This window comes from Chelativorans alearensis (genome assembly GCF_010993735.1).
GTDB classification, from domain to species: Bacteria; Pseudomonadota; Alphaproteobacteria; order Rhizobiales; family Rhizobiaceae; genus Chelativorans; species Chelativorans alearense.
On sequence record NZ_WQNI01000011.1, the window covers coordinates 99,699 to 116,770 of the forward strand.

Genomic DNA, 17,072 nt, shown 5'->3' on the forward strand with positions numbered 1-17,072 from the left:
GACGCTTAACCCTGCATTAACCCTGATAAGCCAATAACCCGTCAGGTCATGAAGCTCTGGCGCATCGGGGGCTCCGGCAGAGAAGTGTGTATCCGGCCATGAAACATCCGATTTCATTCCTCATCGGGCTTGCAGCGAGCGTTGCCGTTGCGGGCTGCTCGGGCTACCGCCCTGCCCCGCCGGCCTTTCACGAGGCGCTCTACCAGCCCTATGTGATGGACGCGGGCGACCGGCTGCGCATCACCGTCTTCGACCAGCAGAACCTCTCCAACACCTACAGCGTCGATCAGGCGGGTTACATCGCCTTTCCGCTGGTCGGCTCCGTGCCGGCGCGCGGCTTCACCGCCAACCAGATCGAGCAGCAGGTCGCGCAGAAGCTGCGCCAGGGCTACCTGCGCGATCCCGATGTGACGGTGGAGGTCGACCGCTACCGGCCGATCTTCATCATGGGCGAAGTGGGCGCTCCAGGGCAGTATTCCTACGTGCCCGGCATGACCATCCAGAAGGCCGTCGCGGCGGCCGGCGGCTTCACCCCGCGTGCCAACCAGGCGCTGGTGGACGTCACCCGCCAGATCAACGGCGAGATCCTCACCGGCAGCGTCGTCACGTCCGATCCGCTGCTTCCCGGCGACACGGTCTACGTGCGCGAACGACTGTTCTGACAGTGTCGGCGTCTGGCGTCCGGTGACCCGCGGCCTGCGCATCGTCCACTGCTTCCGCTCGCCGGTCGGCGGCATCTTCCGTCATGTGCGGGATTTATGCGAGGCGCAGGTCGCCGCCGGCCACGAGGTCGGCATCGTCTGCGATTCCACCACCGGCGGCGCCTTCGAGGATCAACTCTTCGCCGGGATCCGGGATATCCTGGCACTCGGCGTCACCCGTACGCCGATACAGCGCCACATCGGACCCGGCGATCTCACCGCGGCCTTGCGGTCACTGAGGATCGTCCGGCGCTTGCGGCCGGATATCCTTCACGGGCACGGCGCCAAGGGTGGCGCCTATGCACGGCTTTTCGGCACCGCGATGCGCGTCAGCCGCCGCCCGGTCGCCCGCCTCTATTCGCCCCATGGCGGTAGCCTGCACTACGACGCCGAGACGACGGTAGGCCGCTTCTTCTTCGCGCTCGAGGCGCTGATGGAGCGGCTGACCGACCATATCCTGTTCGTCTCGGATTACGAGCGGCGCGCCTATAAGCAAAAGATCGGCCACCCGCGGGCGCCGACGAGCCTCGTCTACAACGGCTTGCGCGTCGGGGAGTTCGCGCCAGTCGTCGACGCGCCGCAGGCAGCGGACTTCGTCTATATCGGCATGATGCGCGACCTGAAGGGGCCGGACCTCTTCATCGATGCGCTCAAGACAGCGGAAGAACAGACCGGGCGGACGCTTTCGGCCGTGATGGTGGGGGACGGCGAGGGGCGCGACAGGTATGCCGCCCAGGCAGACGCGCTCGGCTTTTCAAAAAGGATCGCCTTCCACCCGGCGATGCCGGTGCGCCAGGCCTTTGCGCTCGGCCGCACCATGGTGGTCCCCTCGCGCGCGGAGGCCATGCCCTATATCGTCCTTGAGGCGCTGGCGGCGGGCAAACCCCTCATCGCCACCGCCGTCGGCGGCATTCCGGAGATCTTGGGCAAAGGGTCACCCGCCCTTTGTGCCCCCGCCGCCCCAGCGCTCGCCGCGAAGATGACGGCAGTGCTCGCCGACGAGGCGGCCTACCGGTGCAGGATGCCGTCGCGCGAGGAACTGAAGGCCCGCTTCGGCGTCGACGTCATGACCGCCAGGGTCGAGGCGATCTACCGCGAGACGCTTAAACGCTGAGGGATAAGTCCCCGGCCCCAAAAGCCAATCCTCCGATCCTTCAACAACAGCGAAGCGCATCAAGGGAATCTTAGGGCCCTTGATGTTATCGGCCTGTAAACCGGTTGTTATGCCCCATGAACAGCATAGACCCCATCCACCGCTACAGGAACGGCGCGCGCGGCCAGGCGGAAGAACCGCGCCAGCGGCAGAAGCCGAAGCTCGGCCCCGTGGCGAGGCAGGTCGCGCAGCAATACCGCCGGGACACCTTGTCCCCGGTCATGGTAAGCGGCGTGATGCGGCTGATCGAATTCGCCGTGCTTCTCCTCGCCGGTCTCCAGCTCTATGCCGGCCATGTGGGGCTGACGACGCATCTGTTCGTGCAGTATCCGATCATCATCGTCGGCGTGGCTCTTGTGGCCGTCGTGCTCCTGGAAGTGTCCGACTGCTACCAGCTGTCGGCGTTGCGCAGCCCGGTTTCCCAGGCCGGGCGCATCTTCGTCATCTGGTCGGGCACCTTCGCGCTTCTGACCGTGGCGCTGTTCTTCCTGAAGATATCCTCGGAGTTCTCGCGCTTCTGGCTCGGCACGTGGTATGTCAGCGGGCTCGTCATCATCATCGTTCTGCGGCTGGCGGCTGCGCACCTCTTCCGCCGCTGGGCGCGCAACGGGCGGATCGAGCGCCGCGCCGTCATCGTCGGCGGCGGCAAGAACGCCGAGACCCTCATCCGCGCCATCGAGCAGCAGCCCTATAACGACATCCGCATCTGCGGCATCTTCGACGATCGTGACGATACGCGCTCGCCGCCCGTCGTCGCCGGCTACCCGAAGCTCGGCACGGTGGCCGAATTGATCGAGTTCGCCCGCATCGCCCGCATCGACATGATGATCGTATCGCTGCCGATCACCGCGGAGGCGCGTGTCCTTGCCTTGCTGCGCCAGCTGTGGGTGCTGCCTATCGACATCCGGCTGTCGGCGCACTCGAATCACCTGCACTTCCGCCCGCGCGCCTATTCCTACATCGGCTCGGTGCCGATGCTGGACATCTTCGACCGCCCCATCAACGACTGGGACTCGGTCGCCAAGCGCGCCTTCGATATCGTCTTCAGCCTCATCGGCATCGCCGTTTTCTCGCCGGTGATGCTGGCGACGGCCATCGCCATCAAGCTCGACAGCAAGGGGCCCGTCCTCTTCAAGCAGAGGCGGCACGGCTTCAACAACGAGGAGATCGAGGTCTACAAGTTCCGCTCCATGTATGCCGACCAGTGCGACCCGACGGCACGGAAAGCGGTGACGAAGGGCGACCCGCGTGTGACCCGCGTCGGCCGCTTCATCCGCAGGACCTCCATCGACGAGCTGCCGCAGTTCTTCAACGCGCTCTTCGGCAGCCTCTCGCTCGTCGGCCCGCGCCCCCATGCGGTGGCGGCAGAGGCGCACAACCGTTTGTTCGACGAGGTGGTCGACGGCTATTTCGCCCGCCACCGGGTGAAGCCCGGCGTGACGGGCTGGGCGCAGATCAACGGCTGGCGCGGCGAGCTCGACACGGAAGAAAAGATCAGGAAACGCACCGAGTACGATCTCCACTACATCGAGAACTGGTCGCTTCTGTTCGACCTCAGGATCCTGTTCCTGACGCCGATCCGCCTTCTCGACACGGAAAACGCCTATTGAACGCACTCGTCCACAGCGGCGGCGACAGCCTTCGTGCGGCGGCAAATGCGCGGCTGATCGCGCTCATCCGCGCCGGCGCCGTCGCGCTCGGCGTTTTCCTGTCAGGCTTCGTGCTGCGCGAGCCGGCGCCTTACGAGCTCTACATGGCCGGGCTGATCGCGGTGTGGGCCGTTTTCGGGCTGCGCATCTCGCGCCACGCGGTGCCGCTCCTGGTGCTTCTTATCCTGTTCAACATCGGCGGCTTCATCTCCATGAGCCAGCTCGCCGATATCGGCGACATTCCGCTTTATCTCGCCGTCTCGCTGTTCCTCGCCTTCACCGCAGTCTTCTTCGCCGCGATTGTCGAGGCGCAGCCGGGCCTCCTCGATGTCATCTTCGGCGCCTGGGTGGCGGCGGCGGCGGTGACGGCCCTCGCCGGCATCCTCGGCTACTTCCAGGCCTTTCCGGGGGCCGAGATGTTCACGCGCTACGGGCGGGCGGCCGGCGTCTTCGAGGACCCGAACGTCTTCGGCCCGTTTCTCACCCTGCCGGCCATTTATCTGCTTCACCGCATGATGACCGGTCGTGCCGGCGCCGCGTTCCTTTCGCTCCCGCCCTTCATCGTCATCGCGCTCGGCCTCTTCCTCTCCTTCTCGCGCGGCGCGTGGGGCCTGTTCCTGTTCTCGGCCGTCATGCTCACCCTTGCCCTCTTCATCCACAACCGGCGTGGGCTCATAAGGCTGAGGATCACCGCCATGTGTATCGCCGCCACGGTGCTGGCCGTCGTCGGGCTCCTGGTGGCGCTGCAGATACCGGCCGTGGCGGATCTCTTCGCCCAACGCGCCCAACTGGTCCAGGAATACGATGCCGGCCGTCTCGGCCGTTTCGCCCGTCATGCCATCGGCTTTCTCCTTGCAACCGAGCGCCCGCTCGGCATCGGCCCGCTCGAGTTCGGCAGGATATACGGCGAGGACACCCACAATATCTGGCTGAAGGCGCTGCTTGCCTATTCCTGGCTCGGCTTCGCCGCCTACCTCACCCTCATCGCGTGGACAGTGGCCGCCGCGTTCCGCATGCTCTTCCGGGCGCGGCAATGGCAGCCCTATCTCCTGTGCACCTACATCGTCTTCATCGGCCACATCGCGCTGGGCAGCGTGATCGACACGGACCACTGGCGGCATTTCTACCTGATGCTCGGCATGCTGTGGGGGATGATGGCGCTGGAGCAGCGGCGGCAGGCGGGTCTTGGCAGGATGCCCGCCCGCAGCGGTGAATGAAAAAAAGCCCCGGCTGAAAAAATGGTCGGAGCGGCGGGATTCGAACCCACGACCCCTTGACCCCCAGTCAAGTGCGCTACCGGGCTGCGCTACGCTCCGAGCCGGCCAAATCCCTATAGTCTCCCGCCTTGAGGCGCAAGGAGAAAATCGGCCGGTGCTGACGCCTTCCTCAACGCACCTGGTCGAGCAGGCGCTTGCACTCCAGGAGGTCGAACAGCGTCTCCTGCAGGAGCGCGCGATTGTCGCGCGAAAGCCGCCCGTCGTCGGCCGAAACCGGCCCGTCCTCCTCCATCCCCATGCCGAAGAAGCGGCGGCTCGGCTTGGCCTTCGGCTTGCCGACGAGCATCTCTTCGTCGGCGCCCTTCTCCTTCGCCTCGGCCAGCTTCTGCTGGGTGATGGCCTCGACGGCGGCCATGTCGCCGCGGCCGATGGCGACGACGAACTGGTTGCCGTTCTCGCGCAGGAGCTTCTGCACCCCCTTGATGGTGTAGCCCTGGTCGTAGAGCATGTGGCGGATGCCCTTGATGAGCTCGACATCCTGCGGCCGGTAATAGCGGCGCCCGCCGCCGCGCTTCATCGGCTTGATCTGCGAGAAGCGCGTCTCCCAGAAGCGCAGCACATGCTGGGGAAGGTCGAGTTCCTCCGCCACCTCGCTGATGGTGCGGAAAGCGTCGGGGCTCTTGTCCATCCGTTCTTCACCTCCTGCGACTCAACGCCCGCCATTTCAACAGGCTGGCGCCCCTCCTGACAAGGCCTCCCGAGGAAACGGCAAGCATATCACGGCAGAAGGCTACCGCTATGCCGGCGGCGCTCCAGGGCCGATGATTTCCGCAATCGTGCCGTCCGGGCAGTGGAAATGTTGCCAGCTTTCGCCATCGGCATGTTGAACATCACCGATGAAGCCAACCCCTGCTGCGATCATCGCCTGGCGTGTCGCATCGAAATCATCCACACGGAAGCCGACAACCGGTCCGGTCTTGAAGAAGGCGTGAAACGTGTCACCAGGGCCGTAAAGCTCCAACACGGTTCCGTCGGCGAGCCTGAATCCCACGAGATCACCGGTTTGCCGCGTGACAGGAACTCCAATCACATCGCGAAACAGCCGCACCGTCTCATCGAGCCGGACGCTTCGCATGCCCACAAACCCGATCCCGCGCACTGCCATGACGTCCCCCGAGAGAAATGGGTTCCATAAGGCAGAGCCTATCGACGCAACATCGAATGGGCCCTAGCCCGCCTTGCGCGCCTTGCGCTCCTGGTGTGCGCGCAGGATGCGGTTCTTGAGCACGTTGGAGGCCTTGAAGGTCATCACCCGGCGCGGCAGGATCGGCACTTCCTCGCCGGTCTTGGGGTTGCGGCCGATGCGCTCATTCTTCTGGCGCACCTGGAAGGTGGCAAAGGACGACAGCTTCACCGTCTCCCCACGCACCACCGCGTCGCAGACCTCCTGCAGGACCATCTCGACGATCTGAGCCGATTCGGTGCGCGACAGCCCCACCTTTCGGTAGACCGCTTCCGCAAGGTCGGCGCGTGTGATTGTCTTTCCCCCCATCGGCCAACCAACCCTTCGAAACTATTGAAAATACAAAGCGACGCCACGGACGTTACAAAAATTGGCCTGCGAAGGTCAAGAACCGGAGAGGCTAGTCTTAGGGCTAAGAGCGGGATGCGCCCACATTCGCTCCGTTTATTTCTTTTTGCAGCATTTGTGCGACAGTAGCGGTGCGATCCTGACAGATGGGTACCATCCGTTTGGTTCAGCCCACGGGATAATTCCACCCACCTGCAAATGCCCAACAGCGCTCACCAGCGCAAAAGCACCGCACCCCAGGTGAAGCCGCCGCCCATCGCCTCCAGAAGCACCAGGTCGCCGCGCTTGATCTTGCCTTCCGCCACGCCGTGGGCGAGCGCCAGGGGAACGGAGGCGGCCGAGGTGTTGCCGTGCAGGTCGACCGTGATGATGACCTTCTCCTCGGCGATGTGGAGTTTTCTTGCCGAGGCGTCGATGATGCGCTTGTTGGCCTGGTGCGGCACGAACCAGTCGAGGTCGTCCGCCGTCACGTCGGCCTTGGCGAAAACATCCTCGATCACGTCGGTGATCATGCCGACCGCGTGCTTGAAGACCTCGCGGCCCTGCATGCGCAGATGGCCCACCGTGCCGGTGGTCGACGGGCCGCCGTCGACATAGAGCTTGTCCTTCTGCGCACCGTCGGAGCGCAGCGAAGAGGCGAGAACGCCCCGGTCGGCAATGGTCCCCTCGCCCTCCACTGCTTCCAGGACCACCGCGCCCGCGCCGTCGCCGAACAGGACACACGTGGTGCGGTCGCTCCAGTCGAGGATGCGCGAGAAGGTCTCCGAGCCGATGACCAACGCGCGCTTGGCAAGCCCGCCGCGGATATAGAGATCGGCGGTGGTGATGGCATAGACGAAGCCGCTGCACACCGCCTGCATGTCGAACGCGTAGCCGTGATGGATGCCGAGTCTGGCCTGGATATCGACCGCGGTGGCGGGGAAGGTGTTGTTGGGAGTAGAGGTCGCCAGGATGATGAGGTCGATATCGGCTGGCTCCAGCCCGGCGTTTTCCAGCGCGTGACGGGCGGCCGCCTCGCCCAGCGAGGCGGTGGTCTCGTCGTCGGAGGCGACGTGGCGCTGGCGGATGCCCGTCCTCTGGACGATCCACTCGTCCGAGGTGTCCACCAACTCCTCGAACTCCTTGTTGGTCATGATGCGGCGCGGCAACGCTGAGCCTATGCCGCGCACGGCGGACCTGATCATCATTCTATCCTACGCGTTGGAAGCCATTTGGCCAGCCATTCCGGCGGGCTTGCGGGCATGGAAAAGGTCGAGGGTGGTGCGTGTCCTGTCGAAGACACCGCTCTTCACCATCTCGTAGCCGAGTTCCACGGCGGCGGCAAAGCCTTCCTCGTCGGCACCACCGTGGCTTTTGACGACGATGCCCTTCAGCCCGAGGAACACCCCGCCGTTGATCTTGCGCACGTCCATCTTCTCACGCAGGCGCTCGAAGGCGCCACGTGCCAATATATAGCCGATGCGCGCCAAAAGGGTGCGACTCATGGCCTCGCGCAGATATTCGGCGATCTGTCGTGCCGTGCCCTCGGCCGATTTCAGCGCGATATTGCCGGAAAAGCCCTCGGTGACCACCACGTCGACCGTGCCCTTGCCGATGTCGTCGCCCTCGACAAAACCCTGGTATTGCATGGTGTCGAGCGCCGCCTCCCGCAGCATGCGCCCGGCTTCCCTCACCTCTTCCTGGCCCTTGATCTCTTCCACCCCGACATTGAGCAGCCCCACCGTCGGCCGCTCGATATCGAACAGCGCGTTGGCCATCGCCGCGCCGAGGATGGCGAAATCGACGAGTTGCTGCGCATCGGCGCCGATGGTGGCGCCGACGTCGAGCACGATGCTCTCGCCACGGATGGTCGGCCAGATGGCGGCGATGGCCGGGCGCTCGATGTCGGCCATGGTGCGCAGGCAGAATTTCGACATGGCCATCAGAGCGCCGGTATTGCCGGCCGAGATACAGGCGTCGGCGTCGCCCGCCTTGACCGCCTCGATGGCCTTCCACATGGAGGATTTCCAGCGCCCCTGGCGCAAGGCCTGGCTTGGCTTGTCGTCCATGCGCACGGCCACGTCGCAATGCACGAATTCGCTGATGTCCCTGAGCCGCGGCAGTCCGTCGAGCACCGGGCGGACCGCGTCCTCATGGCCGAAGATCACAAAACGCGCATCCGGCCGGCGCTCGGCGACCCGGAGGAGGCTTGGAAGTGTGACCTCGGGGCCGTGGTCTCCGCCCATGGCGTCAATCGAAATGCGTATCACGCGCTATATGCCTCGGTTGTTGAGCGGATGGGCCCTCCGCGAAGTGCGGCGAAAATAGCGTTTTTGCACGGCGGCACAACCTCGATTCCGCAGGTTTCCGTGCAAACTCAACCCTTTTCACGCAGCTTCTTGAGCCCTTCATGGAGGGGGCCGTATCCCTCCTCCTTTCCTTCCTCCTCGGCCGGAAGGTCTAGCGCGGCGGTGCTTTTCCTGGGGTAAGGGTCGATGCCGAGGGCGAAAAACTCCTCCGCGAGCGCGCCGAGGTCGACCCTGTCGCCGGTGAAGGCTTCCGGCAGATCCTCGCCTTCCGCCTCGACGAGGATTTCGCCGCTGTCCTGGTCGGCGCGGGCGAGCCGCGAGCCCTCGGGCACGAAAAGTGCCGCGATCTCCTCGTCGATTCGCGCGATCAGCGGCTCCAGCGTCACCACGCAAGCCTGCGTGATGTCGGCCTCGACACGGCCCGTCACACGCACGCCGTCGCCTTTAAAGGGCCGCACGCTAAGCTCGGCATAAAAGCGCTGGACCGAGAGGAGATCGTGGGCATGGGCAAGAGCGGCGCGCTGCGCCGCATCGGCCTCGATCGTCACCGTCGTTCCCTTCTGGGGGAGCCGGTTGACCTGAAGCTGGTAGGAGACCGGGCTTTGTGTGCGAAGCGGGTCAGCCATTGTTCGTCCCTTCCTGCGGCAGGGGCGCGAAGCGCAGCCTGCCGGCGCGCAGATCCTCGTCCGAAAGCGCCCGAAGCGCTTCATGGGCATCCAGCGTATAGGCGGCAAGGGCGTCCGCCTCAATCCATACCGCGCGGTCGGGCGCAATGTTCCGCCTAAGGGCGGCGGCAAGGGCGGTCTCGTCGCCGGCGTCCACGGCGGCGCCATAGACCGACAACCGCCCGTAGAACATGCGGGCAAGCTTCTTTATCCGCTTCGGCACGCCGAGATCGCCGATGCCCAGTTCGCGCAGCGAATGATCCACTTCGAGGAAGAAATGGTCCGTCAACTCCTGCGCGATCTCCTTCAACGCCCCCTCCTTGCCGCGCAAGCGGTGCAGAAGCAGGAAAAAATGCAAGGACATCATCTCGAAGCGGCCGAGCGGCGTGTCCGGTGCCTGCCAGTCGGAATAAAGCTGCGGCCGCCGCGCCGCTGCCACGATTTCCCCGTAGAGAGCGTCCACGACAAGGCGGCGGCTGCGCCGGCGCGCGCCGGAAAGCCACTGGAACATGGGGTTGCCCTCCTTCAGGCTGGTTCGGATCGCATATCGCACCGGGCCCGCCGCGAGGTCCGGTTGCATCGGCGCGCAAGCTGGTTTACCGGTTTTGCCGTCGCGTGCAAGGTGACGACCGGGCCGATCCGGTGCAATCGTTCAAGGGAGATGTCGTTGCAGGTGCGGAAAATCAAGACCAACCATGCCTGTCGGTACGTCCTCGCCGCCGCCCTCGGCGGCAGCGCGCTGGTGCTTTCGGGATGCAACGCCGCCTCGACGCTGAATGCACGCGAGACGTTCACCCAGGGCTACGTCATCGACGAGCAGGCGCTGGAGCTGGTGCCGGTGGGCTCCAGCCGCGAGCAGGTGCTCTTGGCGCTCGGCACACCGTCGACGACGGCGACCTTCGACAACGAGGTCTTTTACTACATCTCGCAGAAGCGCGTGCGCGGCGCCGCCTTCATGAGGCCGAAACTTGTCGACCAGCAGGTGCTGGCCGTCTATTTCGGCGACGATCAGCGCGTCACGCAGGTCGCGCACTACGGCATGCAGGACGGCAAGCTGTTCGACTTCGTCTCGCGCACCACGCCGACCGGCGGCAAGGACCAGAACTTCCTCACCCAGATGATCGCGGGCGTCGCCCGCGGCGGCCCGCCCTCCAACCCTCTGGGGGCGCAGTAGGAGGTTCGGAGAAGGGAGGCGCCCCTTCGCGCCCCCCTCTGTCGTCCACGCCTATCTCCTTCCACGCGCGTCATCCCGGCCAAGGGAGCACACGCTCCCGCAGAGCCGGGATCCATTCCGTGACTCGTCCACATTCCGAAATGGGTCCGGACAAGCCTTCGGCTTTCCGGGATGACGCGCGCGTGGAGGGGAAATGTTCAGCGGTGACGCCACGCGTCCGCGTTCTCCTTTCAGACAAGAAAAAGGCCGGCGAGGATCCCTCCCCGCCGGCCTCTTATCGTTTTCCGCCCTACTTCAGTGCGCCAGCACGGCCAGAAGCAGAAGCGCGATGATGTTGGTGATCTTGATCATCGGGTTCACCGCCGGTCCGGCGGTGTCCTTGTAGGGATCGCCCACCGTGTCGCCGGTGACGGAGGCCTTGTGCGCCTCCGAGCCCTTCTCGTGCTTCACGCCGTCCTTGTCGACGAAGCCGTCCTCGAAGGACTTTTTGGCGTTGTCCCAGGCGCCGCCGCCGGCGGTCATGGAGATGGCGACGAAGAGGCCCGTTGCGATGACGCCCAGAAGCATGGCGCCGACGGAGGCGAACGCCTCGTTCTTGCCGCCGATCAGGTAGATCACGGCGAAGACGACGAGCGGCGAGAGCACCGGCAGGAGCGAGGGGACGATCATCTCCTTGATCGCCGCCTTGGTCAGAAGGTCGACCGCGCGGCTGTAGTCCGGCTTCTCCTTGCCCTGCATGATGCCCGGCTTCTCGCGGAACTGGCGGCGCACCTCCTCGACGATGGAGCCGGCGGCGCGGCCGACGGCGGTCATCGACAGGCCGCCGAACAGGAAGGGCAACAGCCCGCCGAACAGGAGGCCGACGACCACATAGGGGTTGGACAGCGCGAAATCGACTGTCACGCCCTCGAAGAAGGAGCCCGGCTCCGCATTGGCGGCGAAGAACTTCAGGTCCTCCGTATAGGCCGCGAACAGCACCAGCGCGCCGAGGCCGGCCGAGCCGATGGCGTAGCCCTTGGTCACCGCCTTGGTGGTGTTGCCGACGGCGTCGAGCGCATCCGTCGTCTGGCGCACTTCTGCCGGCAGATCCGCCATCTCGGCGATGCCGCCGGCGTTGTCGGTGACCGGGCCGAAGGCGTCGAGCGCCACGACCATGCCGGCGAGCGCCAGCATCGTGGTGACGGCGATGGCGATGCCGAACAGGCCGGCGAGCGTATAGCTCACCAGGATACCGGCGATGATGACCAGCGCCGGCAGCGCCGTCGCCTCCAGCGAGACGGCAAGGCCCTGGATGACGTTGGTGCCATGGCCGGTGACCGAGGCCTGGGCGATGGAGCGCACGGGGCGGAAGCCGACGCCGGTATAATATTCGGTGATCCAGATGATGAGCCCCGTCACCACGAGACCGGCCACGCCGCAGAAGAACAGGCTCGCCCCCGTGAAGGAAGCGCCGCCGGCCTCGAACTCGGTCGAGCCGCCGAGCCACAGCCAGACGATCAGCGCCAGCGCCACCACGGAAAGCAGGGCCGTGGCCAGGAAGCCCTTATAGAGCGCGCCCATGATGGAGTTGTTGGAGCCGAGCTTGACGAAGAACGTCCCGGCGATAGAGGTCACCACGCAGGCCGCGCCGATGACCAGCGGGAACAGCATCAGCGTCACCGCCGTCGCGCCGGTAAAGAAGATCGAGGCCAGCACCATGGTGGCGACGACCGTCACCACGTAGGTCTCGAAGAGGTCGGCCGCCATGCCGGCGCAGTCGCCGACATTGTCGCCCACATTGTCGGCGATCGTCGCGGGATTGCGCGGGTCGTCCTCGGGAATGCCGGCTTCCACCTTGCCGACGAGGTCGCCGCCGACATCCGCGCCCTTGGTGAAGATGCCGCCGCCGAGGCGCGCGAAGATGGAGATCAGCGAGGCGCCGAAGCCGAGCGCCACCAGCGCGTCGATGACCGTGCGGTCGGTCGGCCCGTAGCCCATCGGGCCCGTCAGCGCCCAGAAATAGACCGACACGCCGAGCAGCGCCAGGCCGGCAACCAGAAGGCCGGTGATGGCGCCGGACTTGAAGGCGATGTCGAGGCCGGCGGCAAGGCTCGATGAAGCCGCCTGCGCGGTGCGCACGTTGGCGCGCACGGAAACGTGCATGCCGATGAAGCCCGCCGCGCCCGAAAGCACCGCGCCGATGAGAAAGCCGAAGGCCGCGGCGGCGGTCAGAAGCCACCAGGCGATCGCAAAGACGACGACGCCGACGATGGCGATGGTCGTGTACTGACGCGTAAGATAGGCCTGTGCACCCTCCCGAATGGCACCGGCGATTTCCTGCATGCGCGCATTGCCCTGATCGGCCGCAAGGACCGATTGTGTCGCCCAGATGGCGTAAAGGACAGAAAGCAGGCCGCAGGCGATGACGACGTAAAGCATGGTCATTGCCAATCAATCCCTCTGATTTCGGCCCGCTGGAACCCCTCCCGGGCCTAGAGAAAGGCCGCGGGAAGGATTATTCCCGCAGCCTTAAGCTATGGCTTATGCGAAACACACCGCCGAACGTCAAGGTTTTGCCTGGGGGTTCACCGCAGCGCCGCGCGCGCCCGCCGCCGCCCCAGCGCCAGCAGGCCCAGCACCAGAAGCCCGGCGCCGGCCACGGGGAAGATCACCCAGTTCAGCATCTCCCAGCCGAAGGCGTTGTAGACGCGGCCGGACATCAGCGAGGCGAAGGCGACGGTGGAGAAAAGCAGGAAATCGTGCACGCCCTGCACCTTGTTCTTCTCCGAGAGATGATAGCAGTCGGCGACCATGGCCGTGGCGCCGATGAAGCCGAAGTTCCACCCCACGCCGAGAAGGATGAGCGCCAGCCAGAACTGCCAGAGCTCGATGCCCGACAGCGCCACCACTCCGCAGCCGATGAGGAGCGCGAGCCCGGTCGCCACGATCCGCTCCTTGCCGAATCGCGCGATGAGGCGGCCGGTGAAGAAGCTGGGAGCGAACATCGCCAGCACGTGCCAGGAAATGCCGAGCGTCGCCTCGTCGGGCGAGAACCCGCAGCCCACCATGGCAAGCGGCGCCCCCGTCATCACGAAACTCATCAGCGCGAAAGTGCTGACGCCGCACAGGAGCGCGACGATGAAGCGCGGCTGCGACATGATTTCCAACAACGGCCGCGCCGGCTGATGGTCGTCGAGCGCCGCCGAAGGCGCGTCCTTGGGCAAGCGAAGCAGCGACAGGATCAGGGCGCCGATGGCGGCAAGGCCGATGATCCCCACGAAGGCGCCGGCGAACATGACGGGCGCGAACATCTCGCGCGTGTGGATGGCCGTCTGCGGCCCGATGACGGCGGAGAAGATGCCGCCGCTCAGCACCCAGGCGATGGCACGAGGCTTGAAATCGGCCGGCGCGTTGTCGACGGCCGCGAAGCGATACTGCTGTGTGAAGGCCGTCCCGGCGCCGACCAGGAGCATGCCGAACGCGAACAGCCAGAAATCGGCCTGAAACAGCGCGAATGCGGCGACGGCGCCGCCCAGCGCGTTTGCCCCGGCCCCGGCGACCAGGCCGTAGCGCCGGCCGATCGCGCGCATCAGCATCGCCGCCGGAAGCGCGGCGAGCGCCACGCCGACATTGAAGCCGGTGACCGGCGCGGTGGCGAGCGATTTGTCCGCGCCGAGCAGGTAGCTTCCTGCAAGGCCCCCCATGGAGATGGCGATGGGCGCCGAGGCACCGACGATCGCCTGCGCGGCGGCGAGAATCAGTGCCGTGCGTTTGGCCTCGCGGTAGAGTGCCTCATCGCTCACGAGACATCCTTCCCCCTGCCCTCTTTACGGCTGGCGCGCGCCACGCGGTCGAGCACGGCGTTGACCACCTTCGGCTCGTCCTCCTCGTAGAACGCCTTGGCGATGTCGACATATTCGGAGATGATGACGGCGACAGGCACGTCCGCCCGCTCGGTCAGCTCGTAGACGCCGGCGCGTAAGATGGCGCGCAGCGTCGAATCGAGGCGGGAGAGCGGCCAGTCCTCCAGCAGCGAGCGGCGGATGACCGGGTCGATCGTCTTCTGGTTCTCGACCACGCCTGCAAGGATGGCGCGAAACCATTGCGGGTCCGCCTCGCGGTAGAGATCGCCGTCGACCTCCTTGCCGAGACGGAATGATTCGTATTCCGCCGTCGTCTCCAGAAGGCCCGTGCCGCCCACATCCATCTGGTACAGCGCCTGCACGGCGGCCAGCCGCGCGGCGCCCCGCTTGTTGGCCGGGCGGAAGTTGACCGGCTCGCCGGCTCCTGAAGGATGCGCCACCTCAGGCCCCCAATCGCTCTTTCAATTCGATCATGCGCAGCGCCGCTTGCGCTGCCGCATATCCCTTTCCGCCGGCGGCGTTCGAGCCTTCGCTCTTCTCGATTCGCGCCAGCGCCTGCGCCTCGTTCTCGACCGTCAGGATGCCGTTGCCGACCGCCAGCGAATGCTTCACGGCTAGGTCCATCAGGGCACGGCTGGATTCGTTGGCGACAATGTCGAAATGATAGGTCTCGCCGCGAATCACACAACCCAGCGCCACGAAACCGTCATAGACCGTGCCGCCCTTCCCCGCCGCCGAAACCGCATAGGCAACCGCCGGCGGAACCTCCAGCGCACCGGGCACCGTCACCACGTCGAAGTCCGCCCCCGCCTCCTGAAGCGCCTTCCTGGCGCCGGCGAGTAGGCCATCGGCCAGGTGGTCGTAGAAGCGCGCTTCGACGATGAGAATTTTTAGGGAAGTCGTATCGGGCATCAGTGTCTCCGGGATCGTCGGTGACTTAGGCCGAAGCCTTCTGCTTAGCAAGCGGTTCGTTGGGATAGGGGCATGCGCGGCACGCAAGTTTGCGCCGAACATGATGGAATAGCATTGAAGGAGCCGGCACGCGGGCGGAACCTAGGCGTCCGCCGCCTCCGCAAGCCGCGCGGCATAGCGGGCCATCGTGTCCACCTCGATATTGACCCTATCCCCCACCTGCCGCTCGCCCCAGGTGGTCACGGCAAGCGAGTGATGGATGAGGAGCACGTCGAAGCGTCGCCCGTCGACGCGGTTGACCGTCAGCGACGTGCCGTCGAGCGCCACCGAGCCCTTGGGCGCGATGTACCTGGCCAGTTCCGCCGGCGCCTCGAGCACGAAGCGCACCGCCTCGCCCTCTTCCAGCCGCTCGATGATCTCCGCCGTGCCGTCCACGTGGCCGGAGACGATGTGGCCGCCCAGTTCGTCGCCGATCTTCAGCGGCCGCTCCAGGTTGACCCGCGTGCCCTCGCCCCATGCGGCGGCCGTCGTCAGCCGCAGGGCCTCCTCCCACGCCTCCACCTCGAACCAGTGCCGGTTGGAGCCGGTCTCGGGAAGTGCGACCACCGTCAGGCACACGCCGGCGCAGGCGATGGAGGCGCCGATGTCGATGGTCGCCGGATCGTAGCGCGTCTCGATGCGCAGCCGCGCGCCCTTCGCAAGGGGCCGGACTGCCTGCACCGTTCCCACATCCGTGACGATCCCCGTGAACATCAGTGCGCCCTCGCAAATTCGAGATAGCCGTCGTCGCCGAAGCGGGCTTCGCGGAGCTTCGTGAAGCCGTCAGGGATATGGTCGGGATTAACGGGCGATGCAATGCCGTGCGGGCCTATTTCGCCGGGGCCGACGAACAGGCACAGCCGGTCGACAAGGTCCTCGGCCAGAAACGCCTCTGCCGTATAGGCGCCGCCCTCCACGAGAAGGCTCGAGATGCCGCGCGCTGCAAGGTCTTCCAGAAGCTCCGGCAGGGCGATCTGGCCGTTTACCGCCTCGACGGCAAGGAAGTTGACACCTGCCTCAGCCAGCGCCACCCGGCGCGCCGCATCCGCATCCTGCGCGGCGGTAAGAAGCACCGGCACGTCGCGCGCGGTGCGAGCCAGCTTGGAGCCGAGGGCCAGGCGCAGATGGCGGTCGAGCACGATGCGCGCCGGCGAGCGCGCTTCCAGCCCCGGCAGACGGCAGGTCAGTGCCGGGTCGTCGGCCAATGCCGTGCCGATGCCGACGAGGATGGCATCGGCCTCCGCGCGCATCAGGTGCACCTGGCGACGGGCGATCTCTGCGGTGATGGGCACCTGCCCCTCCCCCTTAACGCCGATCCTGCCGTCGGCGGAAAGAGCAAGCTTGAGAATCACTTCCGGCCGCTTTCTCAAGGACCGTATAAGGTAGCCCTTCATCAGGTCGGCGGCCGTGTCGGCCAGAACGCCCTCCACCACCTCGATGCCGGCGGCGCGCAGGACGGCGTAGCCCTTGCCGCTGACGCGCGGGTCCGGGTCGCTCGCAGCACCCACCACGCGCTTCACGCCGGCGGTCACGAGCGCCTCCGCGCAAGGCGGCGTGCGCCCATGATGGGCGCAGGGCTCCAGCGTCACATAGGCCGTCGCGCCGCGCGCCAACGCCCCCGCCTCCTCGAGCGCCTGCGCCTCGGCATGCGGCCTGCCGCCCACGGCCGTCACCGCGCGCCCGACGATGCGGCCGTCACGCACGATAAGCGTGGCAACGGAGGGATTGGCGGCCGTCAGACCGAGATGGCTGCGCGACAGGCGGATGGCGGCGGCCATGAAGCGCCGGTCGGTCTCCTCAAGACCGGCAAGCGGGGTGGGAGCGCCCTTGTCCGGCATCGC

General features: G+C 66.0%; 18 protein-coding genes and 1 tRNA gene. 5 read left to right on the forward strand and 14 right to left on the reverse strand.

Translation table 11 applies throughout. From position 1 onward, the window contains the following. Positions 1 to 98: 98 nt before the first annotated feature. From GPJ75_RS17670 to GPJ75_RS17685, 4 genes are all read left to right on the forward strand, one after another. Positions 99 to 662, forward strand: coding sequence for a polysaccharide biosynthesis/export family protein (locus tag GPJ75_RS17670; protein ID WP_163269721.1), 564 nt, complete (start codon positions 99 to 101; stop codon positions 660 to 662). A gap of 22 nt (positions 663 to 684) precedes the next feature. Continuing rightward, positions 685 to 1,815 carry a glycosyltransferase family 4 protein gene (locus GPJ75_RS17675; RefSeq protein WP_163269723.1) on the forward strand — a complete coding sequence of 377 codons (1,131 nt, stop codon included), beginning with the start codon at positions 685 to 687 and terminating at the stop codon, positions 1,813 to 1,815. 116 nt (positions 1,816 to 1,931) lie between these two features. After that, on the forward strand, positions 1,932 to 3,464 hold the full coding sequence (locus GPJ75_RS17680) for an undecaprenyl-phosphate glucose phosphotransferase (protein WP_163269725.1): 1,533 nt from the start codon (positions 1,932 to 1,934) through the stop codon (positions 3,462 to 3,464). Beyond that, entirely contained in the window at positions 3,461 to 4,720 is a 1,260-nt protein-coding gene (locus GPJ75_RS17685; RefSeq protein WP_163269727.1) for an O-antigen ligase family protein, read from the forward strand. The genes GPJ75_RS17680 and GPJ75_RS17685 overlap by 4 nt, the downstream gene beginning before the upstream one ends. A gap of 22 nt (positions 4,721 to 4,742) precedes the next feature. Here GPJ75_RS17685 and GPJ75_RS17690 read toward each other — a convergent pair. From GPJ75_RS17690 to GPJ75_RS17725, 8 genes are all read right to left on the reverse strand, one after another. Next, positions 4,743 to 4,819 (reverse strand) — tRNA-Pro (locus tag GPJ75_RS17690). A gap of 70 nt (positions 4,820 to 4,889) precedes the next feature. Next, positions 4,890 to 5,408: a MerR family transcriptional regulator gene (locus tag GPJ75_RS17695; RefSeq protein WP_163269729.1), complete on the reverse strand. Its 519-nt coding sequence runs from the start codon at positions 5,406 to 5,408 to the stop codon at positions 4,890 to 4,892. Positions 5,409 to 5,516: 108 nt separating this feature from the next. Further along, positions 5,517 to 5,885, reverse strand: a complete 369-nt coding sequence (locus GPJ75_RS17700; protein WP_163269731.1) for a VOC family protein — start codon at positions 5,883 to 5,885, stop codon at positions 5,517 to 5,519. 63 nt (positions 5,886 to 5,948) lie between these two features. Beyond that, complete coding sequence (locus GPJ75_RS17705; protein ID WP_159586299.1) at positions 5,949 to 6,272, reverse strand: integration host factor subunit alpha; 324 nt, start codon at positions 6,270 to 6,272, stop codon at positions 5,949 to 5,951. Positions 6,273 to 6,523: 251 nt separating this feature from the next. Continuing rightward, the gene (locus GPJ75_RS17710; protein ID WP_163269733.1) at positions 6,524 to 7,495 is read right to left on the reverse strand and encodes a beta-ketoacyl-ACP synthase III; all 972 of its coding nucleotides are present in this window, start codon (positions 7,493 to 7,495) and stop codon (positions 6,524 to 6,526) included. Between the two features lie 9 nt (positions 7,496 to 7,504). Continuing rightward, the gene (plsX, locus tag GPJ75_RS17715) at positions 7,505 to 8,560 is read right to left on the reverse strand and encodes a phosphate acyltransferase PlsX (protein WP_163269735.1); all 1,056 of its coding nucleotides are present in this window, start codon (positions 8,558 to 8,560) and stop codon (positions 7,505 to 7,507) included. Between the two features lie 107 nt (positions 8,561 to 8,667). Beyond that, the gene (locus GPJ75_RS17720; RefSeq protein ID WP_163269737.1) at positions 8,668 to 9,225 is read right to left on the reverse strand and encodes a YceD family protein; all 558 of its coding nucleotides are present in this window, start codon (positions 9,223 to 9,225) and stop codon (positions 8,668 to 8,670) included. After that, complete coding sequence (locus tag GPJ75_RS17725; RefSeq protein WP_163269739.1) at positions 9,218 to 9,775, reverse strand: ubiquinol-cytochrome C chaperone family protein; 558 nt, start codon at positions 9,773 to 9,775, stop codon at positions 9,218 to 9,220. The genes GPJ75_RS17720 and GPJ75_RS17725 overlap by 8 nt, the downstream gene beginning before the upstream one ends. A gap of 150 nt (positions 9,776 to 9,925) precedes the next feature. On the opposite strand from GPJ75_RS17725, the gene GPJ75_RS17730 reads away from it, so the two are divergent. Beyond that, entirely contained in the window at positions 9,926 to 10,438 is a 513-nt protein-coding gene (locus GPJ75_RS17730) for an outer membrane protein assembly factor BamE (RefSeq protein ID WP_163269741.1), read from the forward strand. Between the two features lie 294 nt (positions 10,439 to 10,732). On the opposite strand, the gene GPJ75_RS17735 is transcribed toward GPJ75_RS17730, so the two are convergent. The 6 genes from GPJ75_RS17735 to ribD all read right to left on the reverse strand — a co-directional run bounded on the left by GPJ75_RS17735 (position 10,733) and on the right by ribD (position 17,069). Beyond that, positions 10,733 to 12,862 (reverse strand): sodium-translocating pyrophosphatase, encoded by a 2,130-nt coding sequence (locus tag GPJ75_RS17735; RefSeq protein WP_163269743.1) that lies wholly within the window; start codon positions 12,860 to 12,862, stop codon positions 10,733 to 10,735. Positions 12,863 to 13,002: 140 nt separating this feature from the next. Then, positions 13,003 to 14,220, reverse strand: a complete 1,218-nt coding sequence (locus GPJ75_RS17740; protein WP_163269745.1) for an MFS transporter — start codon at positions 14,218 to 14,220, stop codon at positions 13,003 to 13,005. Then, positions 14,217 to 14,720, reverse strand: a complete 504-nt coding sequence (nusB, locus tag GPJ75_RS17745) for a transcription antitermination factor NusB (protein WP_159586291.1) — start codon at positions 14,718 to 14,720, stop codon at positions 14,217 to 14,219. Before nusB ends, GPJ75_RS17740 begins: the two co-directional genes overlap by 4 nt. A gap of 1 nt (position 14,721) precedes the next feature. Then, positions 14,722 to 15,192 (reverse strand): 6,7-dimethyl-8-ribityllumazine synthase, encoded by a 471-nt coding sequence (ribH, locus tag GPJ75_RS17750; protein ID WP_163269747.1) that lies wholly within the window; start codon positions 15,190 to 15,192, stop codon positions 14,722 to 14,724. A gap of 141 nt (positions 15,193 to 15,333) precedes the next feature. Continuing rightward, on the reverse strand, positions 15,334 to 15,945 hold the full coding sequence (locus tag GPJ75_RS17755) for a riboflavin synthase (RefSeq protein WP_163269748.1): 612 nt from the start codon (positions 15,943 to 15,945) through the stop codon (positions 15,334 to 15,336). Beyond that, on the reverse strand, positions 15,945 to 17,069 hold the full coding sequence (gene ribD / locus GPJ75_RS17760; RefSeq protein WP_163269750.1) for a bifunctional diaminohydroxyphosphoribosylaminopyrimidine deaminase/5-amino-6-(5-phosphoribosylamino)uracil reductase RibD: 1,125 nt from the start codon (positions 17,067 to 17,069) through the stop codon (positions 15,945 to 15,947). The genes GPJ75_RS17755 and ribD overlap by 1 nt, the downstream gene beginning before the upstream one ends. Positions 17,070 to 17,072: the final 3 nt, after the last annotated feature.